The sequence below is a fragment of the Bradyrhizobium sp. USDA 4354 genome, assembly GCF_054060315.1.
In genome coordinates, this window is sequence record NZ_JBSSDC010000001.1 from 3,385,040 (window position 1) to 3,411,790 (window position 26,751).

17 protein-coding genes and 12 pseudogenes are annotated in these 26,751 nt (G+C 59.0%); 16 read left to right on the forward strand and 13 right to left on the reverse strand.

The features are described 5' to 3' along the window. Positions 1-14: 14 nt before the first annotated feature. A pseudogene (locus ACVIIV_RS15675) lies at positions 15-272 on the reverse strand (IS5/IS1182 family transposase); the annotation flags it as partial. A gap of 558 nt (positions 273-830) precedes the next feature. Between ACVIIV_RS15675 and ACVIIV_RS15680 the strand changes: the two are divergent. Together ACVIIV_RS15680 and ACVIIV_RS15685 are read left to right on the forward strand one after the other, a co-directional pair. Beyond that, on the forward strand, positions 831-1,394 hold the full coding sequence (locus ACVIIV_RS15680) for a reverse transcriptase domain-containing protein (protein ID WP_456744974.1): 564 nt from the start codon (positions 831-833) through the stop codon (positions 1,392-1,394). Then, complete coding sequence (locus tag ACVIIV_RS15685; protein ID WP_456744975.1) at positions 1,391-2,470, forward strand: zinc ribbon domain-containing protein; 1,080 nt, start codon at positions 1,391-1,393, stop codon at positions 2,468-2,470. Before ACVIIV_RS15680 ends, ACVIIV_RS15685 begins: the two co-directional genes overlap by 4 nt. 230 nt (positions 2,471-2,700) lie before the next feature. On the opposite strand, the pseudogene ACVIIV_RS15690 reads toward ACVIIV_RS15685, so the two are convergent. After that, positions 2,701-3,645 (reverse strand): annotated as a pseudogene (locus ACVIIV_RS15690) (IS3 family transposase); the annotation flags it as partial. 19 nt (positions 3,646-3,664) lie between these two features. After that, the gene (locus ACVIIV_RS15695) at positions 3,665-3,961 is read right to left on the reverse strand and encodes a hypothetical protein (protein ID WP_456744976.1); all 297 of its coding nucleotides are present in this window, start codon (positions 3,959-3,961) and stop codon (positions 3,665-3,667) included. Between the two features lie 541 nt (positions 3,962-4,502). On the opposite strand from ACVIIV_RS15695, the pseudogene ACVIIV_RS15700 reads away from it, so the two are divergent. From ACVIIV_RS15700 to ACVIIV_RS15720, 5 genes and pseudogenes are all read left to right on the forward strand, one after another. Then, positions 4,503-4,671 (forward strand): annotated as a pseudogene (locus ACVIIV_RS15700) (TauD/TfdA family dioxygenase); the annotation flags it as partial. 446 nt (positions 4,672-5,117) lie between these two features. Further along, positions 5,118-5,423: a hypothetical protein gene (locus tag ACVIIV_RS15705; RefSeq protein ID WP_456744977.1), complete on the forward strand. Its 306-nt coding sequence runs from the start codon at positions 5,118-5,120 to the stop codon at positions 5,421-5,423. A gap of 25 nt (positions 5,424-5,448) precedes the next feature. Continuing rightward, on the forward strand, positions 5,449-6,156 hold the full coding sequence (locus tag ACVIIV_RS15710) for a CoA transferase subunit A (RefSeq protein ID WP_456744978.1): 708 nt from the start codon (positions 5,449-5,451) through the stop codon (positions 6,154-6,156). A 68-nt stretch (positions 6,157-6,224) separates the two neighbouring features. Continuing rightward, on the forward strand, positions 6,225-6,890 hold the full coding sequence (locus tag ACVIIV_RS15715; RefSeq protein WP_456744979.1) for a 3-oxoacid CoA-transferase subunit B: 666 nt from the start codon (positions 6,225-6,227) through the stop codon (positions 6,888-6,890). 534 nt (positions 6,891-7,424) lie between these two features. Next, entirely contained in the window at positions 7,425-7,631 is a 207-nt protein-coding gene (locus ACVIIV_RS15720; RefSeq protein ID WP_456744980.1) for a hypothetical protein, read from the forward strand. Positions 7,632-8,111: 480 nt separating this feature from the next. Here ACVIIV_RS15720 and ACVIIV_RS15725 read toward each other — a convergent pair. Further along, positions 8,112-9,253: pseudogene (locus tag ACVIIV_RS15725) on the reverse strand (IS256 family transposase). A gap of 795 nt (positions 9,254-10,048) precedes the next feature. Between ACVIIV_RS15725 and ACVIIV_RS15730 the strand changes: the two are divergent. Further along, positions 10,049-10,168, forward strand: a pseudogene (locus ACVIIV_RS15730) (transposase); the annotation flags it as partial. A 70-nt stretch (positions 10,169-10,238) separates the two neighbouring features. Here the strand turns inward: ACVIIV_RS15730 and ACVIIV_RS15735 are convergent. Then, positions 10,239-10,346: pseudogene (locus ACVIIV_RS15735) on the reverse strand (IS110 family transposase); the annotation flags it as partial. Positions 10,347-10,504: 158 nt separating this feature from the next. Here ACVIIV_RS15735 and ACVIIV_RS15740 point away from each other — a divergent pair. Beyond that, entirely contained in the window at positions 10,505-10,735 is a 231-nt protein-coding gene (locus tag ACVIIV_RS15740) for a helix-turn-helix domain-containing protein (RefSeq protein WP_456744981.1), read from the forward strand. 300 nt (positions 10,736-11,035) lie between these two features. Here ACVIIV_RS15740 and ACVIIV_RS15745 read toward each other — a convergent pair whose 3' ends face one another. Continuing rightward, a complete protein-coding gene (locus ACVIIV_RS15745; RefSeq protein ID WP_456744982.1) occupies positions 11,036-11,158 on the reverse strand; it encodes a hypothetical protein in 123 nt (40 codons plus the stop codon). Between the two features lie 572 nt (positions 11,159-11,730). On the opposite strand from ACVIIV_RS15745, the pseudogene ACVIIV_RS15750 reads away from it, so the two are divergent. After that, a pseudogene (locus ACVIIV_RS15750) lies at positions 11,731-12,388 on the forward strand (ATP-binding protein); the annotation flags it as partial. A gap of 215 nt (positions 12,389-12,603) precedes the next feature. Here the strand turns inward: ACVIIV_RS15750 and ACVIIV_RS15755 are convergent. Both ACVIIV_RS15755 and ACVIIV_RS15760 read right to left on the reverse strand, forming a co-directional pair. After that, positions 12,604-12,927 (reverse strand): annotated as a pseudogene (locus ACVIIV_RS15755) (IS110 family transposase); the annotation flags it as partial. A 92-nt stretch (positions 12,928-13,019) separates the two neighbouring features. Then, a pseudogene (locus tag ACVIIV_RS15760) lies at positions 13,020-13,454 on the reverse strand (IS110 family transposase); the annotation flags it as partial. Between the two features lie 526 nt (positions 13,455-13,980). On the opposite strand from ACVIIV_RS15760, the gene ACVIIV_RS15765 reads away from it, so the two are divergent. From ACVIIV_RS15765 to ACVIIV_RS15775, 3 genes and pseudogenes are all read left to right on the forward strand, one after another. After that, positions 13,981-14,493 carry an SET domain-containing protein-lysine N-methyltransferase gene (locus ACVIIV_RS15765; RefSeq protein ID WP_456744983.1) on the forward strand — a complete coding sequence of 171 codons (513 nt, stop codon included), beginning with the start codon at positions 13,981-13,983 and terminating at the stop codon, positions 14,491-14,493. An 871-nt stretch (positions 14,494-15,364) separates the two neighbouring features. Beyond that, positions 15,365-16,446, forward strand: a pseudogene (locus tag ACVIIV_RS15770) (IS630 family transposase). 29 nt (positions 16,447-16,475) lie between these two features. Next, complete coding sequence (locus ACVIIV_RS15775) at positions 16,476-16,823, forward strand: transposase (RefSeq protein ID WP_456744984.1); 348 nt, start codon at positions 16,476-16,478, stop codon at positions 16,821-16,823. A 357-nt stretch (positions 16,824-17,180) separates the two neighbouring features. Here the strand turns inward: ACVIIV_RS15775 and ACVIIV_RS15780 are convergent, their stop codons facing one another. Continuing rightward, on the reverse strand, positions 17,181-17,972 hold the full coding sequence (locus ACVIIV_RS15780) for an SDR family NAD(P)-dependent oxidoreductase (protein ID WP_456744985.1): 792 nt from the start codon (positions 17,970-17,972) through the stop codon (positions 17,181-17,183). Between the two features lie 716 nt (positions 17,973-18,688). On the opposite strand from ACVIIV_RS15780, the gene ACVIIV_RS15785 reads away from it, so the two are divergent. Continuing rightward, positions 18,689-19,297 (forward strand): CoA transferase, encoded by a 609-nt coding sequence (locus tag ACVIIV_RS15785; protein ID WP_456744986.1) that lies wholly within the window; start codon positions 18,689-18,691, stop codon positions 19,295-19,297. Between the two features lie 706 nt (positions 19,298-20,003). On the opposite strand, the pseudogene ACVIIV_RS15790 reads toward ACVIIV_RS15785, so the two are convergent. Together ACVIIV_RS15790 and ACVIIV_RS15795 are read right to left on the reverse strand one after the other, a co-directional pair. Then, positions 20,004-20,683: pseudogene (locus ACVIIV_RS15790) on the reverse strand (IS110 family transposase); the annotation flags it as partial. A 126-nt stretch (positions 20,684-20,809) separates the two neighbouring features. Next, positions 20,810-21,001 (reverse strand): annotated as a pseudogene (locus ACVIIV_RS15795) (IS630 family transposase); the annotation flags it as partial. 845 nt (positions 21,002-21,846) lie between these two features. Here ACVIIV_RS15795 and ACVIIV_RS15800 point away from each other — a divergent pair. After that, complete coding sequence (locus ACVIIV_RS15800) at positions 21,847-23,412, forward strand: class I adenylate-forming enzyme family protein (RefSeq protein WP_456744987.1); 1,566 nt, start codon at positions 21,847-21,849, stop codon at positions 23,410-23,412. 533 nt (positions 23,413-23,945) lie between these two features. Then, positions 23,946-24,848: a TauD/TfdA dioxygenase family protein gene (locus ACVIIV_RS15805; protein ID WP_456744988.1), complete on the forward strand. Its 903-nt coding sequence runs from the start codon at positions 23,946-23,948 to the stop codon at positions 24,846-24,848. A 462-nt stretch (positions 24,849-25,310) separates the two neighbouring features. Here ACVIIV_RS15805 and ACVIIV_RS15810 read toward each other — a convergent pair whose 3' ends face one another. Continuing rightward, entirely contained in the window at positions 25,311-26,357 is a 1,047-nt protein-coding gene (locus ACVIIV_RS15810) for an ATP-grasp domain-containing protein (RefSeq protein WP_456744989.1), read from the reverse strand. A 98-nt stretch (positions 26,358-26,455) separates the two neighbouring features. Beyond that, positions 26,456-26,719, reverse strand: coding sequence for a hypothetical protein (locus ACVIIV_RS15815; RefSeq protein ID WP_456744990.1), 264 nt, complete (start codon positions 26,717-26,719; stop codon positions 26,456-26,458). Between the last annotated feature and the right edge of the window lie 32 nt (positions 26,720-26,751).

The following is a 26,751-nucleotide window of genomic DNA, read 5'->3' on the forward strand; positions in this document are numbered from 1 at the left end:
GGCTAAGCGCTTACGATCTTGCGGCGGGTATCGCGGATGATCCTGCCCAGCCGGCTGCGCAGGATGCGCAACTGCCGCTGATGCTGCTTGAATTGCTTGGCATGGGCGTAGCGCCCCGCCATCATCGCCGCGGTCTTGGCAATGCGAAGATAGGACTGCCGCAACTTGACCCGATGCTTCCTCGCCAGGCGATTGAACCCCTTGATCGCCGTGTGCAGTACCTTGGCATCCGTCGGGTAGGTGATCGCCTTCGGCTGCACGGTGGTATGTGCGCCATGACGGCGCGAAGGAGGAGGTTGAGCATGTAGACCATCTTCCGAGCAGCCTTGCTGCGCAAGAGATGAGGGCAGGCCCCTCGGACTCGGATTGCAGGATCAGAGTCCAAACCGCCACAAGCTGCTTTAGCTCAATGGCTGAGGTGGTGAGCGTTGCTGGAAAAGGCAGGCAATCAGCCTGTCAGGTGAGCCACGGGAAGACGAACGCAAGTAAACCGCCGATGATGCATCGAAAGTACAGTTCAGGTGTTGTCGAAACCAGGGGCGATACCACCTCCTGGGATCAAGCGCGGCGAGAGCCTGTCTATTGGCCGGGCGGCAACCGGTGTAGAGGCGGCGTGATCCCGATGGCAGGCTCTTGCGTGGAACATGGGAACCTGCGTCGCGATGCCAAGGGAGACCCCAAAGGCGGCGGACCCGCCGAGGGCAGAGTACCAATGCGCGACGCAGGGGCGGACGGGTTCGTAATAGTGATGAGGCCCGGTAATAGGGGCGGAGCGAAGGGACCCGATCTTCCAGCCAAAGTCACAGGCCAACCGGAAACGGGAGGAGCCGATGACTGAGGCAAAGTCGTATCAGATCCCCAAACATCTCGTTTGGGAAGCTTGGAAACAGGTGAAAGCGAACCGCGGGTCAGCGGGTGTGGACGGGGTCTCCATCGAGGAATTCGAAAAGGACTTGAAGAGAAACCTCTACAAGATCTGGAATCGAATGTCGTCGGGGACATACTTTCCGCCTCCCGTCCGTCTCGTGGAAATTCCCAAGGCTAATGGAGGGAAGCGTCCGTTAGGAATACCCTCTATAGCTGACCGCGTGGCTCAGACGGTTGCAAAGATGGTTATGGAGCCGACGATGGAACGAATATTCCATCCCGACTCCTACGGCTATCGGCCCGGCCGTTCGGCGCTTGACGCAGTGGGGACAGCGCGAAAGCGTTGTTGGAAATTCGACTGGGTTATCGACCTTGATATCAAGTCGTTCTTCGACTCGATTCCTTGGCACCTGATCGAAAAGGCCGTCGCCCACCACACGGAACTGAGCTGGATTCGTCTCTACGTAAAGCGGTGGCTGCAAGCTCCCGTGGAGAAAGAAGAGGGAATCCTAGTGGAGAGAACGTGAGCGTGAAGATCCGCCGCAAGGCGCGGAACGCATTGCTGACGCTGAAGCGCAACACTCACGAAGGGTATGTGAGCTGGGAGAAGTTCGAGGCGATTCGCGCCATGGTCAGCAGCAATGTTCCCACCGGTCGGCATCACGGCGCACCCAAGCATGGGGATGCGCTGCTGGCCGGTCTGATCCGCTGCAAGCGCTGCGGTCGCAAGCTCACAGTCCGGTACTCCGGCATGGAAAGCCATATCCCGCGCTACAGCTGCAGCCGCGCCTGGATGGACAATGGCGGCCCCACTGCATCGCCTTCGGCGGACTGCGCGTCGATGGTGCCATCGAGGAAGCACTGCTTGGCGTCGTCGGTCCGGGCGCGGTCGCCGCCGCAACCACTGCCGCCAAGGGAGCCAGGGAGCGGCGCGATCAGGTACGCGATGCTCTCAGTCGCGACCTCGAAGCGTCGCGCTATGCCGACAGGGCTTTCCGGCAATATGATGCCGCTGATCCCGCGAATCGGCTGGTCGCCAGTGAGCTGGGAAGCGCGCTGGAACAGGGCGCTCGCTCACGCGGCCGAGATCGAGGGCAAGATCGCGATGCATGATGTGGCGACGCCCGCACCCATTGCTGATCCAGCTTCGTTCGGCGTCCTAGCCTCGAATCTCAAAACGGTCTGGGATGCGCCGACGACGGATGCTCGTCTTAAAAAGCACATTGTGCGCACCCTCATTCATGAGGTCGTGGCCGATATCGACGACGTGGCCTCGGAGATCGTTCTCATCGTTCATTGGGTGGGTGGCGCCCACAGCGAGTTGCGCTTGCCGAAGTGCCGGCGCGGACAGCGCAACAGCACCTCTGCCGGCATCATCGAGGCCGTACGTCAACTGGTGGTGTTCGCCAGCGACGATCTGATTGCCGGCCTCCCCAACCGCAACGGCTTCAAGACCGGCAACGGCTGGACCCGCGAGCGCGTCACATCAATGCGCTCGAACTACCATCCCGGTGTTCAAGCCCGCGGAGGACGGGATCGAGCCACCTGGCAAGGCCGCAAAGCTCTTGAAAATCGCGCCCAAGACGCTCCGGCTGGCCGCTGAAGTCGGCGAGATCGAATCCATCCATCCTCTGCCGGATGGTCCTTGGATCTTCGCCCGCACCTCGCTGATAACAACTGCTGCTCAATCTATCGCCGAACGAGCGCGACAGAACCCAAAACACCCCGCGGGATCGCATCCCGCTCAACAAAATCTCTTCTCTTCAATCACATAGCCAGATGGGTGTTCTGATGCGAGTTGTAATGTCTGCGCCAAGTCTCCACTTTTTCTTAGGCATTGGCAAGGGACAGGAACCATTGGGCGTTGAGGCATTCGGCCCGGAAGCGGGCGTTGAAAGCCTCGATGAAGCGTTCGGCTTGCCGGGCCGTGAGAAGTCCAGCGTGACGCCGCGCTGATGGGCCCACAAGTCAGGATCGCGCGACGAACTCGGCTGCCTTGATCGACCCGGATCGTTGCGGGGAGTCCCACTTCCTTGCAGGCCCTTTCCAGTATCGCCACGATGTCGCTGCCGCGGAAGGTGAACCGTGGCTGTAGCACCGGCGAGAAGCCAAAATATCGACGATCGTGAGCACGCGCAGTGGCCCGTCGCCGACTGATCGTTGACAAAATCCATCGCCCAGGTCTTGTTCGATCGTGTGGCCGGCCCGCGGTCGTCGCGCAGCTCGGCCTTGACCCGGCGCTTGGGCATTTCGTTGCGCAATTGCAGGCCCAATTCGCGATAAATGCGCTGTGTCTTGTTCTAGCCATGGCGCCAGCCTTCACGGCGGAGCAAGACGTGAACACGACGATAACTGTAGCGAATACGAACGTGGCAGATCTCGAGGGAGCCTGGCCGGAGAGACGGGAGTTGTAGTGGTAGGTCGAGCGGTCAAATTCGAGAGCGACGCAGGCCGTGCGAATCGATACCTGCCATTCGCTGCCGACCTCGTCGACCAGCTTGCGCTTCCGACCAGGCTTCATGGCTTTCGGCGGCTCACGTCCTGTAGCATCTCCTCGTCGAGCGACAGATCTGCGACCAGCTTCTTCAGCTTGCCGTTCTCCTCCTCGAGCTGCTTCAGTCGCCGCATCTCCGTCGGCAGCAGCCCGTTATACTTCTTCTTCCAATTGAAATAGGTCGCCTGGCCGATCCCGGCCTTGCGGCAGATCTCCGCCACAGCAACCCCGTCACTGCCCTGCTTCAGGATGAACGCCTTCTGGGCGTCCGAAAACTTCGAGGCCTACATCGTCCGTCGCTCCTCAACGGCTTGATTTCTCTTGACCAAGGATCTTGCACACCTCCCTGGAGCAAAGCGTCGTCCACAACTCAGGCGGACAACCATAGTCTTTGGCCTTGTCACACGCCAGCGATACCAACCAGGCTTTGGCCTGAGGCGTGATCGTTGGCTCCTTGCCCGGTCGTTGACGATCATCGTAGGCGGCCAGCGTGCAATCGGCCAATGCTCGCTCGACACAGCGCGGCACCGTCTGTTGATGGACCCCAAGTCTTTGGCTCATCGCGCAGAACGAGGGATCTTCTCGATACGCCAGCAGCATCTGGGCTCGCGATACCGGCTCGCCAGTTCAGTTCTCGACCACGAAAGAGCCGCCAAAGTCGACAGCGCTTTCACTCACATTCGACCGCTCGCCGCCATCTTACCATAGTACAGCTCCTCGTTTCGCCGACCGCAACCGTCGAATCCGCCAGCAACCCGTCCGTTCCCCCAATTCATCCCGCTCCACGACGCAGGTTTCGTGAATCCGTCGTGCCTGACGCGGAGCGGACGACGTGTTCGGCAAAACGAATCGCCGTACATATATCGTCGCTTGTGTCGACTGCGAAGTGATCATTGCACGCCGTCAAAAATAAAGCTGGTTCGTTTCATTGACTGTACATCGAACTCTTTTACGATTTTCAGCGCAAAAGCGAGGTCATTCATCATGCGGCCGAGTAGTGCCTTGCACTCGAGATGATCAGGGACCACCTCCGCCGTCGTTCCCGCGACCAGCGCAGGCGGAGCTTCGTTCAGGAGATCGCCGCGATGAAAGTGACGATGAGCAATACGTCAGTATTTGACGATCTCATCCGCGGGCGGACATCGTCAAGCACGGGGTCAGGCTTGGTGCCGAGATCAGAAACGTCAGGCTATCGGGCGATTTGTCTGACGAGGTCATCAGCGCCATTCAATCGTTTGCTGATCGAGAATAAGGCCATCTTCTTCCGTGACCAGCGACATGATGATGCCGAGCACGAGCGCTTTGCGATCTGATTCCAGATCCTAAAGGCTTCCGTTGAATAGCAGATCGTGGCTCGCGGTCGTGATATTGGGCGTTCTTCTGAAGCCAGTTGCTTGCGGCTGCGAGACCGGGACAGGAGCGCAACCTAATCACAATTTGGCAAGTTGTTCGCCGGACAACGGCGAATCGTCCCTAATCTCAATGGAACGGTAGATGCCAGCTGGCTTAAATCGGTGCGCTCGCTGAAAAGGTCTGAGCAAACCTGCGCAGGTCCGACCACATCGCGCTGCTTGCCGGTAGCCCAATATCCCCTACAGCGTCGCAATCGTTGGCGCCGACCCAGTTCGATGAAGTCCTGTACAAAAGAAGGAAATTTGCTGAAAACATGCACGCTATTGCGAAGATTGTCCGACTTTCTTACTCAACATAACGTAAACTCATACGTGGAGCGACGCTGACGTAGGATTCAAGTTGAATGGGCACGCAGAAGGAGAGCTTCTTCTCGATCCGAGGCGAGGTGATGAACGAGCCTCATCAAGGCTCCAGCGGAAGCCTGAGTCCTCCAACCCGGAATGCAAGACAGGAGCGAATCTGCGGCGTACTGCAGCACAACAGGGCTAAAGGCGCCAAGAGTTTCCACAACATCGGCCTCTATATCCTGATCGGAGTTGCCTTCGGACAAAGCGGCCAATCGCGGTGCGCGACGATATCAATGCGCTGCCGTCCTGCGGACATGCGTGAACCGCTCATCGAACCAGGACCAGCTCTCTTTCCCGGCTAAGCGCCACTCCATAGGACGCTAATGTATGAACAAGGTCTATCCCGACGCCAAGTCGGCTCTCGATGGCATTCTCAAAGACAACATGATGATCATGTCAGGCGGCTTCGGCCTCTGCGGCATCGCCGAGGAGCTGTCGGACGCGATCCGCGAGTCCGGCGTCAAGGGCCTGACGGTAGTCTCCAACAATGCCGGCGTCGACGGCATCGGGCTCAGCCGCCTGCTCGAAACCCGCCAGATCAAGAAGATGATCTCGTCCTATGTCGGCGAGAACAAGCTGTTCGCCCAGCAATTTCTCGCCGGCGAGCTGGAACTCGAATTCAACCCGCAGGGCACGCTGGCCGAGCGCATTCGCGCGGGCGGCGCCGGCATCCCGGCCTTCTACACCAAGACCGGCCTCGGCACGTTGATCGCCGAAGGCAAGGAAGTGAAGGAGTTCGACGGCGAGAAGTATCTGATGGAGCGTGGCCTGTTCGCCGACCTCGCCATCGTCCATGCATGGAAGGGCGACACCGCCGGCAACCTGATCTATCGCAAGACCGCCCGCAACTTTAACCCGATGATGGCGACCGCGGCCAAGATCACGGTGGCCGAGGTCGAGCATCTGGTTCCGGCCGGCGAACTCAACCCCGACCACATTCATACGCCCGGCATCTTCGTGAAGCGCATCGTCGAGGTCGGTACGGCCAAGAAGCGCATCGAATTCCGCAACACCCGCCCGCGCACCAGCGCATGATCCGGACACGTGGAAGCCGGTTTTCCGATCAGATCATGCGCCACTAAAGAATCGACAGGAGCACAACGATGGCCTGGACCCGTGAACAGATGGCCGCGCGCGCCGCGAAGGAGCTGCGTGACGGCTATTACGTCAATCTCGGCATCGGCATCCCGACGCTGGTCTCGAATTACATCCCTGATGGCATGGACGTCAGCCTGCAGAGCGAGAACGGCATGCTCGGCATGGGCCCGTTCCCCTATGAAGACGAGGTGGACGCGGACCTGATCAACGCCGGCAAGCAGACCGTGAGCGAGCTGCCCTCGACCTCGTATTTCTCGAGCGCGGATTCCTTCGGCATGATCCGCGGCGGCCACATGGATCTTTCGATCCTCGGCGCCATGCAGGTGGCCCAGAATGGCGACCTCGCCAACTGGATGATCCCGGGCAAGATGGTCAAGGGCATGGGCGGCGCGATGGATCTCGTCGCCGGCGTCAAGCGCGTCGTCGTGGTGATGGAGCATTCTGCCAAGGACGGCCCGAAGCTGCTGAAGCAGTGCAACCTGCCGCTCACGGGCGTGCGCGTGGTCGACATGGTCGTCACCGATCTCGCCGTCTTCACCATCGACAAGCACGGCGACGGCGGCATGGCGCTGATCGAGCTCGCCGACGGCGTCACGCTGGATGAGCTTACGCAAAAGTCGGAAGCCGAGTTTCGTGTTGCGCTGAAGAATCCGCAATTGGGGCGCGTATGACGTTATCGTCTGCGACTTGACAACGCCGATTGCCAAATCCATCCTGTCCTCGATAAGCGGTTCTCGGCCAGGGCGGATCGGTGGTTCGATGTCGCACTCTGATGACCGAGCACTCCGAGTGACGGTCGCACCCAGTGCCGAGAAGCTCTTGCGGCGCCAGCAACGGCATCGCTTGAATGCGCGACCGATCTGATCCGACAAATCGCCCAGCAACGGATTCTGGCGCGCCTACCCAACTAAAGATCGAGCTACGGTAAAGCGCCGGCTTGGCCGCTCGTGCGGACTGCCGAAACGATCTGAATCATAAAACCTCTCCGCTCCATGCTGACGTCGGTCCAGCCTTGCACGCTGGTTGGCGAACTTTATTTCTCCGACGACGACCCAAGCGTCCCGATCAGGCATCATGCATGCTCAACTCTCGGGCCGCCGTCCCCATTCGTCGACCTGTTCTTCGGCAGCTTAAAAATATCCGCTGCCACGTGCCCTGGCGTCGCACCGACCAGATCTTCGTAAAGGAGGACAGTCGCGCCCTCGGTGTTGATCAAGAAATCCCGTGCATTTGATCTAAAACCAAGCTTTGCTATGCAAGGCTGGATCGGAAGCGGCGGCCAGCAATGGTGGAACACCAATATGGTCACTTTCGCTCGCGACAACAGCCGGATCGTCACGTCATCGTCGATAGTCCTGGAAGCGTCCTCTGCCCGTGATAGAATTCGCCAGGCGATGAGTGAAGGCTCGTAGCGTTCGAGCATTGCAATGCGGTGGTCGACAACTCATGAACGACCTTCACAGGATGAACGACTCGCGCGCTTAGCGGCTCACTGCGCACGAGAGATCGACAACAGTGAAAAAACGGACGGTCGTCATCCAACAGCACCGAAAGTGTCCGGCGACGGCAGGGGCGAGTCCACTGACATCTGACACAATAGAGACATTGGACGGAGGCTCATGCAGTTGACGCAGAGCCTCCCTTAGGAGGGCGATGTACCCTTGCATGACGAGACCCAGGCTTCGCTCGTAGCCAGGCAAAGAGGTATCAGATACTATCCAGCCCTTTTCAGCCGCAACTCGGGATGCCTCGGCGACCGAGTCGCCATAGTTAGCCTCGACACGGATCATCTGCGCGTCAAAGCCAGCAATGGCAGCGATGCGTGATCGTGTCCCCTGGCGTGGTGTAGCTGACGGCAGGTCACCGCCGATTTTCCGGCGGGTCGGAAGGCATCAGCCTGCCACGGCAGGCAAGCCGACAATGGGATCATCGCTCAAGGGCGCGATGGTTTCCAGCGTCATGTAGCGGGCCCGCTGAACCGCCCACTCGTCGTTTTGCTCGAGCAGGATCGCGCCGACTAGGCGAACGATGGCGTCTTCATTTGGGAAGATGCCAACCACCTCGGTCCGCCGCTTGATCTCGCCGTTGAGGCGCTCGATCGGATTGGTCGAATGCAGCTTGGCACGGTGCTGAGGCGGGAAGCTCATATAGGCGAGCACGTCGGGCTCGGCCTCATCCATGAAGGCGGCCAGCTTTGGCAGTTTGGGACGGAGCTGGTCGGCGACATTGCGCCACTGAGCCCTGGCCGCTTCGGCATCGTCCTGGGCAAAGGCGGTGGCGATGAAGGCGGAGACGACGCGTCTTCCGCTCTTGTCGGCATGGGCCAGGACGTTGCGCATGAAGTGGACGCGGCAGCGCTGCCAGGCGGTATTGAGCACCTTGCTGACGGGGGCCTTGATGCCTTCATGCGCATCGGAGATCACGAGCTTGACGCCACGAAGCCCGCGCCGAGCGAGCGTGCGCAAGAACGCCGTCCAGAACGTCTCGGCCGCAGAAGGGCCGATGTCCATGCCGAGAACTTCACGCCGGCCGTCGCTATTGACGCCGACCGCGACGATCACCGCGACGGAGACGATCCGGCCATTCTGGCGTACCTTCACGTAGGTGGCGTCGATCCACAGATACAGCCAGTCGCCCTCGATCGGGCGAGCGAGAAAGGCCTTCACCTTGTCGTCGATCTCGGCACACAGTCGGCTCACCTGGCTCTTGGAGATGCCAGTCATGCCCATGGCCTGGACCAAATCATCGACGGATCGGGGCGAGACGCCCTGCACATAGGCTTCCTGTACCACTGCGGTGAGCGCCTTTTCGGCCATCCGACGCGGCTCCAGGAAGCCCGGGAAGTAGCTTCCTTTGCGCAGCTTGGGAATGCGCAGCTCGACCGCGCCGGCGCGCGTCTCCCAGGTCCGGTCACGGTAGTTGTTACGCTGGGCAAGGCGCTCGGCATTCTTCTCGCCGTAGGCCGCTCCGGTCAGCCCGGCGACCTCCAGCTCCATCAATCGCTGGGCGGCAAAGCCATCATCTCGCGAAGCAGATCCGCATCTGGGGCCTACGCCACGAGCGCGCGAAGGTTCATCATCTCGTCGGTCATCGGTGGTTCCTCGAATCAGGTTGGTGTCAGCAGCCCGACCCTACCGGCGAATTGCCGGTGACCACCGCAAAGCCGTTCGCCCGCTACGGCGCTATCTGAGGGCGCGCGGGCGGCCGGCTTTGCTCTACCGAGTTACACCATCACTGGGGACACGACCGCGATGCGTTCCTTACTCACACCTGAATGAACAAAGATAGCGCATTCTGCACCGACGAGCTGGGCACGGTAAACAACTGAATCGGCCATGATTGCCGTCCGTGGTGTAAGAGATCGTCATGAGTAACGGCTTTAACTCGAGGTGTACGCAACTTGGAGACGTCAAGGTCGCGGCCGAGCTGCCGACTTGCGTCCGAGCACTAAGCTGATGACAGCATAAGAACCGCCCAAGGCTTTGAAAATGCCTACGCTTAGACGATACCCGTCGTCCATAAAATGGATCGAACCAACTCGAACGTCACGAGCGGAGGCCCGGCAGAAATAAGAGGAGTATCTTTGTGCCCATCGCGATAACTGCACTCGACCTGACGGGCGGTCGCGACACTCAGCGTACCGCATCTAGCATTGAGGGGAGTACGGTAATCGGTGTCGTGGTTCAGGAGAAACATGGTTTTGCTTTACTTGCTTCGTTGACGCGCCCTGCTGACGGCATAACTAGACAGTGCATCGGCTGCTCTTTGACCCCTCACAGGGCGCCTGCGTGTCATGCTAGCGACCGGGGACTCTGCTGCAGAGGCCCGCAAGGACAATTCCACCGCGGGAAAGACCAGTCTCGGCAAGATAACCCGGGCAGGTGATGAGAGGCTACGTCAGCTGCTGGTAGTAGGGGCGACCTCGGTCGTGAAGATGGCCAAAACCAAAGATTTCGGCCGGCCGGCGACTTAGTCCGCCGCCCGAACCGGAGCTGCAGGAGCAGAGGAGATGGTGCGATATACCCGCGGATCGTGTTGAAGAGTTGCGTGCGACGCGCGACCAATTGCTTGCGCACGCCCAGCAGCATCAGTGCGGCCTGCTGATCGGCCCTGTTCGGGACATACCGTGCGGATTCCGCTCGATGTCGCCCGGCATTCCGAGATGATCTCGCCCACCATTCCGATCTGAAGTCGCCCACCGTTCCGGGATGATGTCGCCCGGGTGACGAGATCTTTTCTGGCTCCCATAGGGCCCGTCCTTCGGCTTTGCGAAGGGGGACCCTGGATGTCGACGGAGAGGCTTGCGATGCGCTGTGTGCGCGATGTGATCAGGATGAAGGCGGCTGGGTTGCCGAGCCGCGAGATTGCGCGGCAGATGGGCGCGGCGCCCTCGACAGTGCGGTTGACCATCCGGCGGTTCGAGGCCGTGGGCCTGAGTTGGCGGTTGCCCGACGAACTCACGGACGCGGCCCTGGAGGCCCGCCTGTCCGCCAAGATCGGCAACGGCAGCCCCTAGGGTCACCGCCGCATAGCCGAGCCCGACTGGGTGGCTGTGCACCGCGAGCTCAAGCGCAAGCACGTGATCCTGTCGATCCTGTGGGAGGAGTACATTGCCGTCGACGCACACCGGTACTCGCGCTTCTGCGAGCTCTACCGGGCCTGGGAGGGGCGCCTGTCTGTAACCATGCGCCAGGCCCCATGTAGCCGGCGACAACTGTCGACTACGCCGGCGACGGCCTACCGGTGGTGGTCGATCGCCTCACCGGTGGGCGCAGAACAGCGCAGATCTGTGTCGCCGTGCTCGGTTGAGCTGCACCTACGCGCAAGCGACATGGACGCAGGGTCTCGCCGACTGGATCAGCGCCCATGTCGGCACCTTGGCGGCGATCGGCGGCGTGCCGGCGCTGCTGGTGCTCGACAATACCAAGCTCGCGGTCATCAAGGCGAGCCTCTACGACCCGCAGATCAATCGCACCTATGCGAAGATAGCCGCGCATTACAGCACGGCCGTTTTGCCGGCGCGACCACGCAAGTCGCGCGACAAGGCCAAGTCGAGCAAGCCGTCCTCATCTCGAGCGCTGGCTGCTCGGCCGCCTACGGCGTCGCACCTTCTACAGCTTCGCCGAGGTCCAACGCGGCGATCGGCGAGTTGCTCACGAGGGCTCAACGAGGAACGGCCGATCCGGCGGCTCGGCGTGACGCGCCGCCGGCTGCTCGAAGAGGTCGATCGGCCGGCGCTCAAGCCGTTCCGGCAAGCCCCTACGTGCTCGCCGAGTGGCGTATCCGTCGCATCAGCCTCGACTACCAGGTCGAAGTGGAGAAGAATTACTATTGCGTCCCGCATCGCTTCCGCGTGCCGAGGTCGAGGTGGCGTCCCGCTCCCCAGCGCTCCGCGGACGACGCGCCGATCCTGCATGCTAACATCCGCGGACCGCGCTATTACAATTAGGAGACCATCCCTCGCTAACCCATCCGACCCTCGACCGCCTCAACGCGCTTGGCCTCCACGACATAACCAAGGCCTTCGTCGACATCGAAGCCGTGGCGAGGCCGCAAGCCTCGGTCACGCCGAACGGCGCGCTGCTGCTCGAAAGCGAAGCCTCGCTGCGTCACGCCAAGCGGCTGGCCGCGCGCCTGCGCCAGGCCAAGCTGCGTCAGCAGGCGTGCGTTGAGGACGTCGACTACCGCACCCTGCGCGGTCTCGACCGCGCGCTGTTCACCCGCCTCGTTGAGGGCCGCTGGATCGACGAGCACGCCAATGTGCTGATCTGTGGCCCAGGCGGCGTCGGCAAGAGCTGGCTCGCCTCGGCGCTCGGCCACAAGGCCTGCCGCGACAATCGCTCCGTCCCTTACCAGCGCGTCCCGCGCCTGTTCGACGACTTGGCGCTTGCCCGCGGCGAGCCACCCGCGCCTGCTGCGAGCGCTCGGCCGCATCGATCTGCCCATCCACGATGACTGGGGTCTGGCCCCGCTCGATGCCGGTGCCCGCCACGACCTCCTGGAGATCCTGGAAGACCGCTAGGGCCACCGCTCCACTTTGTGACCAGTCAGCTCCCGATCGACCAGTGGGCACGCGCTGACCGGCGACCCCACCTACGCCGACGCCATCCTCGATCGCCTCGCCCACAACGCCCATCGGTTCGACCTCACCGGCGAGAGCCTGCGCCGAACCCGCCATTCCGTAAAAAAAGGCCTGAGCCGGTGGCGCTGTGTACATGCCGCTGCGCTTGGACAACGCCGCCGCGTTGCACACATGCCCACAGCAACCGCAGCAGAAAAGAACGCCTTGCCCCGGGCGAGATCAAATCGGAGACGTGGGCGACATCGTCTCGGAATCCCCGAGCGACTTCATATCGGTACACCTGGGCGACTTCGTCGGGTCCGCACATACCGCATCCGCGGCCGGCTTGCCGTCTCGCATAGCCCTTTCGCATCGCGCCCGGCGTTCTTTGCGCGGCACGTAGGGCTTCGCCGATTGCGGCGCAATCAGCTTGATCGTGTGTCCCAGCGCGCCGAGCTCGCGCGCCAAGGGTGAGTGGGCCCCGCAAGCCTCGATCACGACCACCGTCAGCGGCAGCTTGGCAAAAAAACTCCGGCACCGCCTTCGGCCGGGCCGTTTGCGCAGCACGACCTGCTCCGACGCAGTAACCCATGTAGCTGGAAAATATACTTCGACGTATCCATCCCAATGCGGATAATCTGGCTCACGGACGGCTCCTGTGGATGATTGTGTGACAACCGCATTCTGGCACACCGATGCCGTACGGGCCGTCCACCCCATCACCGCCGTCAGCTCGCCCGGCGCGCAGCAGCCAGGCGAGAGAAGCAGCGTCCCGTCGGTTCGTCTTCACGCGATTACCCGACTTCCTCGGGATCGGCGATGCCGCAACCACAGTGGATTTATGGCCGAGCGACCGGATCAAGCGAAAAGGCCATAGCCAGTTGGATCGGCCTCATAACAAAAATGCACAGCATCCAACCGGCTGGCGATCTGTTCAACGACCCCGCGCATGCCGGTCGCCGACCCTGGACCTCACCGAAGAAGCGAGCCTCTACTTCCTGGCCCGTTTCCGCGATCGCATTGGCGTTTTTCAGCTTTGCGACGTCAATTCCAACAAATACTTCCCTATAATCTGCCTCGGCTCGTCCTCCTGTGATGAGAATCGGCTTGGTACGCCCAGTAACCCTCGGACGCGCAGTGTAGGGCGAGCCATCTCACCGGAAGGCGCGGACATACGGTCTTACGATCTCTCGTTCCTAGAGATCTTAAGGAGCTATCTGCACGGGTTCGCGCCCATGGCGGAGCCTCTCACAGAAATTCTACAGGAAGGTGCTACGCGAAATGCGGAAAGGGCGGGCTGATCCGTTACTATGCAGCGAGTGCCGCTTCTCTCAAAGAATGCGTCGACCATTTCAAGGCGCGCCGCGGGGGGGCGACCACATTGCGAGCGTGAGTCACTATGCGTCGCTTCTTTGAGCAGCAAGGAAGCGTGCGTCAGAAAGACGGCGAACGGTGGCGAGCAGGAAGACTGGGACGTTGGAAGCGCAGATCCGAGCCACCGTAAACATCGCTGTGGAATTGGTTGTCGCCATCGCATGTGCGCCATCTGGCTATCAGAGATGATAGGTTGCCAGGACAGGGGCGGCGAGGTTTAGATCGGCTCATCGCTGCGGGCGATGATGCGGCCAGCAGTGGGGCGACAAACGCTGGGACGGCGGTAACCATCGCTCCGTCTAGCAGGAGGCGGGAGACTTCGCGATATGGCTCCGGATATCTACGATTATGAAACAAGTGATTGGCTCTTTGTTGGCCCTTCCGAGATCAACGGATTTGGTCTGTTTTCGCGAAAAGCAATATCGAGCGGCGCTGTCGTAGGAAGACTCGGTGGGGCTATTCTAGGGACGGCGAACAAGAGAACCATACAGATAGATCGTCATCGGCACCTTTGTAGTGATGCTATCGACTTCGTTAATCATAATTGTCGTCCCAGCGCTTATGTCCGAGTCGTATCCGATAGTATCGTTCTAAACGCTCTCACGGAGATTGGTAGTGAGACGGATGAAATAACGATCGACTACAACTGCTCGGAGTACTCTCTCGCCGAGAGCTTCATGTGCCGATGCTGTCGGAAACCAAACTATATTGCCGGATACAGGTATTTGATGGAGGCGAATGAATATGACTACTTGCGTCGCATAAACGGATTTGCGCTGTCGCATCTCCTCGAACGAGGGGAGGTTAACAGGACGTTGCCCAACCCGCAATCCCATTAAAGATGGCCTCAAGCGAATTCAAGGCTCTTTGGTAATGGCGAGAAATGCAGTGCAACCCGGATGCTCGTAAATCGCGCGAAGGCGGAGTGCTACAAGAAGTATCTAAGCGCGATGCAGTCGATAGCGATAGGAAACCTGTCTTCGCTTGGCGGAAGTTCGCCCAGATGTTGCGAAATGAGCTTTACCAACATCTTCTCTTGGGCCGATATAGAAATCACAGGAGATCGCCCGGTTTGATATCAACCAAATCGGACAGCGAACTACCGTTTTTTCCTCCGGTAGGAGAGCGTCCAGAAGAGATCATGCTTGAGCCGCTTGACTTTTCAAAAAGTAAGTCGGTCGTATTCGATTGACTACAGTACTGCAAGGTCCAGAGTTCAGTAACATTGAACGGCAGGAAGTTCGAACCTCAAAAGAAATCTCATCAGGCGACTGGCTGTTCCTGATCCGACCCTCGCGGTCAAACTTGTTCTCCAGCGCTTGGAAACCCGGCCGACAGGGTAGTTGCAGTCGACATAGCCGAGAAGCTCGTGGGTTCGCCATAGGCGAGCGGCTCAACCCTACGATGTTTGTGGAGTACTATGAAAAAGCAGAGCGGGCGTTCAAGTGCGGCTATGAATATGCTCTTTACGCACTTTCGGATGAGATTGCGAAGCAACGTTCGTCAATCGAACCGGGCTGTCGCGAGGCGAAGCTCACGCCTCATCCACCAGGAATTGTGAAAAAGGGCGGTCTTCCGACAACTTGATAATACCTAAACGCTACGTTTGCGAGCGGCTCTCCCGAGAGCGGAGCCTATGAGTGTTCTGTCCATCAAGCTCGTAGCATTATTGCGTGGGTGTTTCGGGTATCCTGCTCTAAGGAGATCCCGATGCGCACTGGACGCCCGAAGGCGATGCTCACAATTCCAGCGACGAACGCGCGCAGCTCATGGCCATAACGCCATCGCGCTCGCTTCCTGCAGCGCTGAGGTGCGAGCCGAAATCGGGCTTCCTGCGAAGGTGAGCCGAGCACCGGACGGCGCTGTTTGGTGTCGGCCCCATACGGTCAACGAATGGCGCAATCCCTTCATCGCAAATCGCCTTGAGGGTCCCTACGACGAGGTGCGGACCGGCAGGCCCCGCACGGTTCACGATGAGGCTATTGCCGAGACTGGTCACCAAGACACTCGTTCGCAAGCCCAAAGCGGCAACCCATCGGGGCGTGCGCGCAATCGCCTAAGCGACGGCAACTGCCAAAAGCACGATTCATCGCCTGTTCCAACCCTTCGGTCTGCAGCCTCACCGTACCCGCAGCTTCAAACTCTCGACCGATCCTTCTTTGTCGAGAAGGTGCGCGACATAATTGGGCTCTATATCCTGACAAGGCCGTGGTGCTTTGCGTCTTAGGCGCTCGAACGAACCCAGCGCAGCTTCCTTTGGGATCGGCTACATTGAGGGCGTCATCCACGACTACCAGCGACATGGCAGGACCACCCTCTTTGCCGCCCTCAACTTGCTCGACGGCGTGATCATTACTCAATGCAAACCCCGCGGTAGTCACCAGGAGTTCCTCGCCTTCGCGTCACGTCGAAGCTAATGTGCCGGCCCAACTAGAGGGTCATCACGTCGCCGGCAACTCCGCCACCCACAAGCATCCCAAGGTCAAGGCCTGGCTCGTCCGCCGGCCGCTTTGGCACATTCACTCCACGCCATCATACTCCTCATGGCTCACCCAGTCGAACGCTTCTTCGCGCGCATCACACAACGCGCCATCCGGCGAGGATCGCTCGATTCCGCCGCCGACCCGTAAAAAAATCGACCGCTTTCATTCGCACTCACAAACCCCTTCATGTGGACGGCCACTGCGGTTTCTATGCAGAAGCTCGCGCGACTTCGGCGGCGAATTTCCGGGACAAAACACACTAGTCTGACTGAGTTACAAAACCGCGGGGCCAGAATCAGCGATGGTTGAAGCATCGAACACCAGCCGATGAGGCCGACATGAGTGTGCGTGGCACCAGCACCAGCGAGATGCGATTTAAGGCGTATTTGAACGGGCCTGCCAGCATCATCCTGATGGCCTGTGGTGGTCGCAAGAGGGTGGAGCCGATGGCGGTGACAGCTCCGGCACGGACGGCCGCCCAGCATCAATCGGTGCCGCATTTCGTCGGCGATGGCGCGTGGTCGGATGAGAAGGTGCTAGGCAAAATACCCGAGATGGTCCTGCCGGCGATTAAACGCCAAGGTTCCCATCGAAGCCGGATTATCAACGACACCGGATTTCCAAACAGGGGCGACATTCGGTTGGAGTTGCACGGAAATATTGCGGCAACTCGGCAAGCAGCATAATTGCCAGCTGGTGGTGTCACTGTCGATTGCCAACCACCAAGTCAGCCTGCCTATCGCTTGATAATTCGCAAATCAACCGGCGATTGGAGGAATGTTGCTGATCAAATCGCCTAAAGGCGAAGAACAGACTACCAAATAAGGCTCTCTGCTGGAGGATGCGACATGCTGGACCCTCGTTGAAACAGCTAAATCGCGCCGGCGCATCGAACGCGATTATCAGGAACTCGAGCAGGAGGTCGGGTTCGGCCACTTCGAGGGACGCGGCTGGCGCGGCTTTCATGATCACATAACCCTCCATTCTTGGCACAGCGACGCGAATCTACTGCGACTCTGTGATTACAAACCTGCCTCGGGACGCTAGCGTCCTTTCATCGGCAGAGTTCCGAGATGACTTCCGGCATCGACGAGCAAGAACTCGCCGGTGATGTTGGAGGCGCCCATGAGAAAGAACAGCGCGGCTTCGGCCATCTGCTCGGGCGTGCCAGTCTGGCGCAAGGGCGTAGTCTGTTCCTCCCTCTCCTTCACCTTCTCGTACTCGGGCTCGCCCAGCCCCTCCAGAAGCCAGCGCGTCTGAATGAAGCCAGGGCATATTGTGTTGACCCTGACCGCCGGACCGAACCAACGAGCCAACGTCAGCGTGAGCGTGTTTAGCGCTCCCTTAGAGGCGACGTAGGGAATGGAGCTACCCAAGCCCGTTGCGCCGGCATTCGAAGAGACGTTAACGATTGAACTGCGTTCGTTGCTCTGCTCCCACTGCTTCTTCATGGTCGGCCACACAGCGCGGCTCATCATGTAGGGGCCGGTGACATTGACCCGCAGAATACGGTCGAAATCTTCGGCCGTGACGCCCTCGAGGTCGCCTTGTTTTTGGAACTTCGTGGTACCGGCATTGTTGATCAGGCCGTCTATGCGCCCCCACTTCTTCAGGGTGTCGGCGGCTAGCTTCCGACAGTCGGCGTCCTGTCCCATGTCGGCCTGTACCAGGATGGCTTCGGCGCCCCCGGCCTCAACTTTGGCGAAGGTCTCGTCGGCCTCTTTCTTGCTCTTAGTGTAGTTGAGCGCGACGTTCCAGCCGTGGCTCGCCAGATTGACCGCACAGGCCGCACCAACCCCCGTCGCCGATCCGGTCACTATTGCCACCTTAACCATGCTCTCTTCTCCTTGAAATGCAGACAAATTCACCCGCCCGGCGGCACCGAGACTGATGCCGAATAAAGAAGCCTCTGTTCGGCCTTGACGCGAAAGAGCCGACGCCCAGAGTCCTTTTAAATCGTGTAAGCTGGGCGATCGCGCCGCTCCCACTCACTGTGAGCATGACGTTTCTTTAGGCGGTAAGTCGCCACTACGTCACGGCCGTTGGCTAGACAGATTTTGGCTGGCGCTGCATGCCGAACTCCTCGCAGATGTGCTAATCAATAGATGTTCCCCGTGTGGATCAATCCCTAACGCTGGTAGTTGACCCAGGGCGCATATGTTTTGCATCCCGCTGGCACCTTGTTGAAGAACTCAATAGCGATCACAAACGAGCCCTAAGTGGTCGACGTTATGTTTGCGGGAATGGGCGACGAGCCTGACCGCAGTTGAAACCATAGGCCATCCAACCGCAAGCGGATTCATCTTCAGTTCAGCCAGAGCCGTCTGGCGCGGTGGCGGACGTCGAAGCGGCCCTTTTGCGCACCGTCTATAGTCGCCTTGTGTAGGTACTCGGCGAACTCTGCCTTATCTCAGTAGATCCTCTTCTGGTGGACGGCTGTCGTTTTGATGATGGCGCCTCTTTAGTAACACGCGACAAACGCGCTGATTATGGGCTCGCATTGCACAAAGATGGAATACCGAAGAATGTCACCATATAAGATGAAGCTTGGATGGGAGTATTGTCTCACGTGCGGATCGTCACGATCGGGAGCTCGGCCGCAACTAGCTACTGTGCCCGATTGTTTGCAGATTTAGGTGCCGATGTTCAAAAGGTCGAGCCGCCAGGAGATCCGGTTCGGCGTATCGTGTCACTTACGCGTGGCAGCCAAAGCGCGTGCTTAGCATTCTTTTACAAATCAAGCATTTATCATCGACGTAAAGACCCTGACTCTATCAGGCTGCTGACGAGACTGATCGAGGATTGCGACATTCTGGTCGATGGCCGCGATGTCGAATCTTCAGATTGTCCATCAATTGAGTGTCACCGCGATCGGCAAGCGGCTCCCCAAGCTGATTTACTCTATGTGAGCTGGTTCGGTCGCGAAGACCCCTATGCAGGAGTCGCGGCCACCGACTCGACCGTCCGTGCGCTCGCCGGCCTCATCAAGTTAGTTGGACCGGTTGGTGAGACGCCGTTGCGCGCGCCTGACTCATCGCCGGCCTGTGGGGTTTCACCGCCACGGCCGCTTCTGCGCTTGTGGAGGGGTGTCATGGTCCTCAGTAGTTTTGAATCCACTCTCTCCCAGAGAGTGTCACATGTTTCGAGGCGTTCGCGATAATGCGCCGCGGTTCTGGCCGGCTGGCCCGACCTGCATTTACGAAAATAAAGAATGGCTGGCTCGGTGTTAAGAGGCCTGCGTTAGCACAATGGCGCGCATTCTGTGAGATGCTCGGCCTGTCAGAATTACGTGACAATCCCCGAAGATCGCCTGACAGACATGGAAGAGAAGAACTACGTTTGTGACGAAGCCGAAGCACGTACAGCGCAGGAGTGGCTTCCAGAGGGGTCGAAACGGAATATCCCGGTTGTCCCAGTACCGGAGATATCCGATCTGCTCCTCGATACCGAGAAAGACGCTCGCTGCGCGATCGTGCCTATCCTACTTAGGAACGAACAGGGCTTCAGCGTGGTTCGACGCAGCGATTTGCGAAACTCAGTCGTGGACGGATGCCCCTCCGTCGCGATGTCGTGGGCGGCGAACAGCGATGTGTGTCGTGCCTCGTGTAGTCAGCTGTGGACGCCCCGTGTGATGCAAGCGTTTTTTGAAGAAGATCGGCACGAGTCGGATGCTCCATCCGTCCGGCCTCTGATGCAGCGATGGAGCTGCGGGCCCGTATTGGAGTTCGCGGACCGGAACCAAATGATAAATGCGGCTCAAGGGCAAGATGAGTACATCTGGTTCTTCCGGCCCCGTTCTCGCCGACTGTTGCGCAATACTCTCCTTTGACCGACTACACCTCCGACGACTTCAGGCCCGCCAGGCCTTACACCTTGGCGGCGGTTGGAGCTCTATAGTTTTCCTGCTTTACAAGTAGTGCCCAGACGATCCGGCCATCTTGTTGGCGAGCGCCACCGTAACCAGCATGCGCGGTTTGCGAGCCATCATCTGTTCGAGCCACGATCCCCTGGGCGCGCCGCGATTGCTCGCCTGTTGCACGACGGCGCTGCTGCCGATGATGAGGAGACGCCTGAACGTGCGCTCGCCCATCTTGGATGTCGCGCCGATCTTCTGCTTGCCGCCTGTCGATCTTTGAAGGCGGGTGAGACCGAGCCAGGCAGCGAAGTCGCGGCGGATCGCGTTGATGAGCTGGGTTCGTTGCCGCACCAACAGGTCTCGGGTCCGAAGCACCAGACCCGCAGCCTGTTGCTGTTCGCTCTTCACGGCAATGAACCGCATGCTCGGCCGCTGCGCAGGTTCGCAGATCGCCTCGGCATCGATTGCGTCGTTCGTTTGCCGCTCTACAAACGGCTTTACGTAGGCGGGCGGGATCAGCCGAACCTCATGGCAAAGCTGCCCGAGTTGGCGGGCCCAATGATGCCCCGGGCACGCCTCTAAAGCTACCGTGCAACTCGGCTGGGCAGCGAAGAAATCCAGCAGCTTTCCCCGGCTGATCCGTTTGCTGAATATAGCTTGCCCTTTCCCGTCCGCTCCATGAGCGTGGAAAGCATGCTAAGCGATATCCACAAAAATTAACCTGGGACGCCTCCCTTAAGTGGTGCTCAACACCTCCACTTTGGCCCATCGATGGCCGTCGGCGCGGCGTCCACCCCATCATGAATCGACGGCCGGGTGGCCGAGCCGCATAGACAGCATCGGCTGACTGCGGTCCCGGCCTGGATTTTGAACTTTTCATTCACGCATAGGATTGGCGTGCTCCGGTGGCGACGCGCAAAGGCCGAGGACATCGCGTACTTTGGCCACGAAGTTCGGATTGGTCGAGAGCTTGAACGTGTTCGTCCGGTGCGGCTGGAGGCCGAAGAGCCGCCAGAATGCGTTGTACCGTTGATGCGATAGGCCGCTGGTCTTCCTCATGCCGCGGGAGCACAAATGAGCGGCGTTCTCGGGACAAGCTCCAACATTCTCACGATCACGGCTTCGAACGGGCATGGTCAATCATACGCGCCGTCGGAGCGAGGCTCGTCGTGCAGCCCGGCAAAACGCTGCTTCACAAAAAGACGCTGCGACTCGCCTGCCGGCTGGCCCGTCCTGGACCAGCATGGCCAATACTTCCTTTTTCTGACCATATTCCCATCCGGGCTCTCCGTGGTAGCGCCTGTGCCGTCTTTCACCGGATCGTCAGCGACTTTAGTTCGCACGAAAATCTCACTTTATGTCAGCGAAGCAAGTCGCGGACCACCATTGGAGACTCCGTCGCCTTTGCCTGCATCCCTCGTACAGCGACACGAGCCTTCGGTGCGAACTTGTGACTCGGGACATTACTTAGTGCCGCGACGTTTGCACTAGCGCATTCCTCCACCAGAATAGGTAGTTTTCCGATCGTTGTTATTGATGCACGATCAAATAACAGCTCGCAGCATAGCCGACCTCGCAGCATAGCCGACGATGCAGCTCATCATTAGAGCGTTCAAGCTCAATCCGAGTGGAGAGCTGAGCGTGTCGATTTCACGAGCGTGCCAGACGCCCGGGGCCATACGCTGTCTCTGGCCGAAGGCAGCCCAAGAAAGCTGTCAAAGTGGAAAGCTTGCTTCCGCTGGCCGACTTCTTCGTTGTCCCATGAACCTGAGGTTGTTCTAATGCGCGCTACAAATTCTGCATCAAACCAACTGCACCACCAGGTAGAGAGCGCATTGCGCAGGGACAGGGCCTTGGAGGCCGCATATGAATCCACAACGGTCGGGCAGCTTGTATCGATTCGGGCGCGAACGCATAGCTCCACAACCGCAGTCGACATCTTTGAGCGAGGCGAGCGCGCGACCTACTCCGAGATGGATCGTAGGTCCAACAGCTATGCGCAGGCGTTGCGCACGTTCGGAGTGCGCAAAGGCGATCGCGTCGGGGTGATGCTGCCCAACCGCATAGAAATGCCGACACTGTGGTTCGCGGTCGCAAAGCTCGGTGCGGTGATGGTCCCTATCGACATGGACTACACGGCGAGGGAAGTCGAATACATCATGAGCGATGCCCAGGCCAAATTCGCCATCGTCGATGAATCTGCATGGCCAGTGTTCCGCGCGATGGACCGCTGGCCGCAAGAACTTGCCAGAGAGAGAGTAATTCTCGTCGGGCAGTGTTCCGACGGGGCAGTTGTCAATCTTCATCAACTGTCTAAGGGTATCGATGAATCGCCGGTGGACGAGGAAGTTCGCCCCGAGGACCTGTTGACGATACAATATACCTCGGGCACGACGGGCCTTCCGAAGGGGTGCATGTTGACGCACGACTATTGGGGGGTGTTGTCGTATGTGTGTGCCTACTTGGTCCCCTACCGGAGATATCTGAGTTGGGCGTCCTCCGCGTACATGTTCTGGCCGAGTATTCTTCTGAACTCATATGGCCAGGGCGGCACGGTGTACGTCGCTCAGCAACTTGAGCCGTCGCGACTCATGGATTGGGTCAGGAACTACCGCATCGAATGGTGTGCGTTGCCGAGGCTGATAGCGGAAGGTGACTACGACGTACCGGAATGCTTGAAGCACGTGTGGCAGTACGACGGCTGGAATGCTGAGACGGTACGCCGATTTCGCGAGCAGCTTGGCGTGCGCGGCATCTTCACCTGGGGCATGACGGAAATCGGAAACGGCACGCAAATGCCTCCCGGCGTCGAAGAGATGAATGACGCTGGTTCGCTCGGGATTCGTGCCCCGTTTCGGGAACTGCGCTTGGTTAACGATAACGGCAGCGCTACCGCGGTCGGCGAAGTCGGCGAGCTGTGGGTGAAGGGGCGTGGGATCTTCAAGGGCTACTGGAACAGGCCGGAGGCGAATGCAGATTGCTTCGATGGCGAATGGTTCAAGACGGGTGATCTAATGCGCCGCAACGAACTCGGGTTTTATTGGTTCGTAGGACGCAAGAAGGACATAATCCGTCGCTTTGGTGACAATATCTCTGCACGCGAGGTCGAGGCCATCATCCGCGAGATTCCCGAGATCGCGGATGTGGCCGCGGTGCCTGTTCGCGATGATAGACGGGGCGAGGAGGTCAAGATCTATCTGGAACTGAGAGATGGGCTCACGCCAGCCCACCTGCATGTAGAGCGCATTCTCGAGCATGCTCGTGCGCGCCTTGCCGTGTTCAAAGTGCCCCGATACATCGCCTTCACGCCGAAGCTTCCGAGAACCGTCAGCAGCAACAAGGTGCTCAAACGTGAGCTGATGGCTATCAGCGATCCGTTGTCGGACACCTACGACGGTGAGGAGAGGCGCTGGCGCTGAAGCCATCTTTCAGATCAGGTTCCGCACGCGTGCAAGTAGTTCGGTACTCTTGGCGACTCGGCCGCGAACAATCTTCCAAGCCATCGAGTGGAGGTCGATTGTCCGATCGAAGCCTTGGTTCGGGTTGCAGAGGTTTGACGCCTCGGAAGCTCGCAGGGTGGAGAACTCCTGTTACCGTGTGCCTCATCGCTGGTGCGCTTTTGCCGGCGCAACCGTGTTGAAGATGGAAGCGGGCGTCCGGAGCCGACCTGCAGGGGCGGCTTCAAATCACCCAGGCTGCTGCGTTGAAGGGACGTGATGGCGAGCGCTGAGGAAAAAGGCGGCGGGGTGCGCCGTCATCCGCGGTCGCGAGGAGCTCAGCGAAGTGGGGAGTGGTTCCAATTAGCCGCGGGTGTGTGGTCGATTTCGTGTGGGATCGCACTAACGGGCGGATTACAGCAGGTCTGGTACCCTGTCTAATCCAGCGATCAACCAATTCGTGTCACGGCTGAAGGGCTCTGCTGGTGAAGAACTGCAACGTTGGAGGATATAGCATGAGTGAAACCGGTTTTACCGATAATGTCATTCCGCGTGCCCAGGTCTTCAAGCGCGCGGGGCGCATCGGCGCCGAAATCAGGAACATCAAATTGTCGGGTGATTTGCCGGACCAGACCATCGCTGCGATCCGTGGCCTACTGCTTGAGCACAAGGTCATCTTCTTCCGCGACCAAGGCCATCTCGACGACGCCGAGCAGGAGCACTTTGCTCTTCGTTTGGGGAAGCTTGTGCCGCCGCTAGGAGGTGCTGTCGAGGGAACGACGCTCCTCGAGCTTGATTCCGCACGCGGAGTCCGGGCTGACCTTTGGCACATCGATCTCTCCTTCGTGGATGCCTATCCCAAAATTTTGGTGTTGCGAGGCGTTGTAATCCCACTAGTCGGTGGCGACACGGTGTGGTCAAACACCGCGGCCGCCTACCTCGACCTGCCGCCGCCGCTGCAACGGCTTGCGGATGACCTCTGGGCTGTTCACACCAGCGAGTTCGACTTCTCCGCAATCGTCCGCCCCAGCGAAGCCGATCGGAAACTTTATGACGAATTTGTTGCCAGAACGAGGATCGAAAGCCAGCACCCCGTAGTACGTATCCACCCCGAAACCGGCGAGCGCGCGCTGGTGCTTGGCTCTTATGTGAAACGTTTTGTTGACATCCCGAAATCTGATGGCCAGAGGTTGTACAATCTATTCGAGTCTCATCTCACCGCGCCGGATAACACGGTGCGCTGGAACTGGAAGCAAGGCGACATCGCTATCTGGGACAACCGCGCCACGATGCATTATGCGGTCAGGGATTACGGCGACCAGGGTCGAGTCGTTCGTCGCGCGGCCATAGATGGCGAGGTACCCGTCAGTGTCGACGGCCGGCGCAGCTTTCAACTATTCAGAACTTTGAGCACCTGATGCGCGAGTTGGTTGCTCTATAGGGCTGACATCAAGGGATCGATCGGCCAAAGGCTGTTTGCGTGCTTGGAAGGTGAAACTTGGGTTTATCGAGAGAATAGTGGATGTGAGTTTAGGGAGGCGCGGCTTGGCGACAGATTCCGCAAAACCGCTCTCGCAGATTGGAAGCCCCACGGGACAAAGCATTCTGCCCGTCGCCAGGATTGAGCGAACACCCAAGGCAGCCTACCGCTTCTTCTCTAATGATCGCGGCAGCGGAGCGGACAATTCTGCCTGGCGATTTCCAATCGACACGTGATCGTGACGGCGCGCCACTGAAGGTTTCTTTCTTAGGCTGCACGATACGGGCATTATCGCGCTTGGTTTCCAGCTGGCGCGTCCGGTTTCGGCGCGTCCGCTGAAGGCCAAGTTATTTACCTGTGGCGAGAACTGTCCGACGGACAGTATAAGGACAGCGCCCAATCATGAAGAACAAGTCTTCTTAAAGTGAGCAATGATTAGCTCCGCAACCCTATCCGAGCGGTCTATCCCAGAAGCTAACTGCGCATCGTACAGTCCGCCCGCGTCAGCAATGTTAACCTCTATTATATAAGGATAAGCCAGATCTATCCCGACGAAATTGATCCCGTGTGCCATCAGCTTTTGGCCGATCGACTCGGTAAGCTCGATTTCATCGGGATGCAAATCGACTGGAATCGGCTTTCCTCCTTGCGCAATATTTGACCTGTGATCGTCTGGACGCGGTTTCCGACCATGCCAGGCAGCCGCCTGTCCACAAACAATAATAACGCGCTTTTCGCCTTGCGCTACTTCGGGGATAAAGTGCTGAAGAATGGCGTACTCAGCTTTAAAGCCGCTTAACCCATAGCGGGATTGGTGTTGTATGATGGTGCGGACTTCCTTTTCGGCGAGAGGTCGGAATGCACTCTGTGCGTCAGTATTTCCGGTCAGACATTGGAGGATCGTCCGAACATTTGGTCCGTTGGGAGGAAGCAAGAAGACGTTTTCCCCGCAATAGGCGTTCGGCGGCTTGGCCACCCACCACTGATCTGGGCTCTGTTGATAGCGGTCACAAAGTAGCGAGAAATCATTCGACGCATATGAGTAAGCTCTATTGCCTTTTGGCACGAGGTAGCCCAATGCATGTTTTGTGTTTAGAAGCATCAGGCCTTCAATGCTGTTGACGAAGGCGGTATGTTGGGAAGCGAGCCACAGCATTTGCCAGACATCACGAGCCACGCTAGGGTGGGGCTCACTGTTGGCCCAGATCAGCTGGCATTCGTCTAGAAAATATGCGCTGTAAGTCCCCAGTGCGGCAGAGCCGACTTGGGACGGCTCACCGCTTCCATGTACCATCACTCCTTGTGTGAAATAACGGTAGTCATCCGCCGCAATAGCATTAATCTCGCCGAGAATTACCTCCCAGCCGAAACGACGGAACGCGTTACTGATAAGTACATCATTTTCACCTAAGCAATCCGCGCGGCTTGTGAGTAAGAGCAATCTCATGACGTTCCCTTGGCAACGTTAAGCGCGTGCACAATCCAGAGTTCGAGATGGCGAGCCGCCATCGTAAGAAAGAGGGCGGACAGCACCTCGAAATAGAATCAGACGTTATTCGCGACGATCTGCTTTGTTGCTGTGACAACAGCTGCGCATGCACTCAGCGTTATTGCATCCCAAAAAGCAGTCGCCGTGCCAGCGCTGCTCTCGTTGTCTAAGCTATTGATCGCCCATTGCAAAGGGAGCATTCCGGCGAAGAACGTCACTGTTTCAAACCTGACAATGTTTGTGCCGTCGTCGGAAGCCAGACAATCGCTAGCCTCGAACCGGCAGAGCCGCTTGCCGCAAAGCGCTTTCGACGCGCTCATTGGACGAATTGCAATTGCCAACTGGTTCCGCG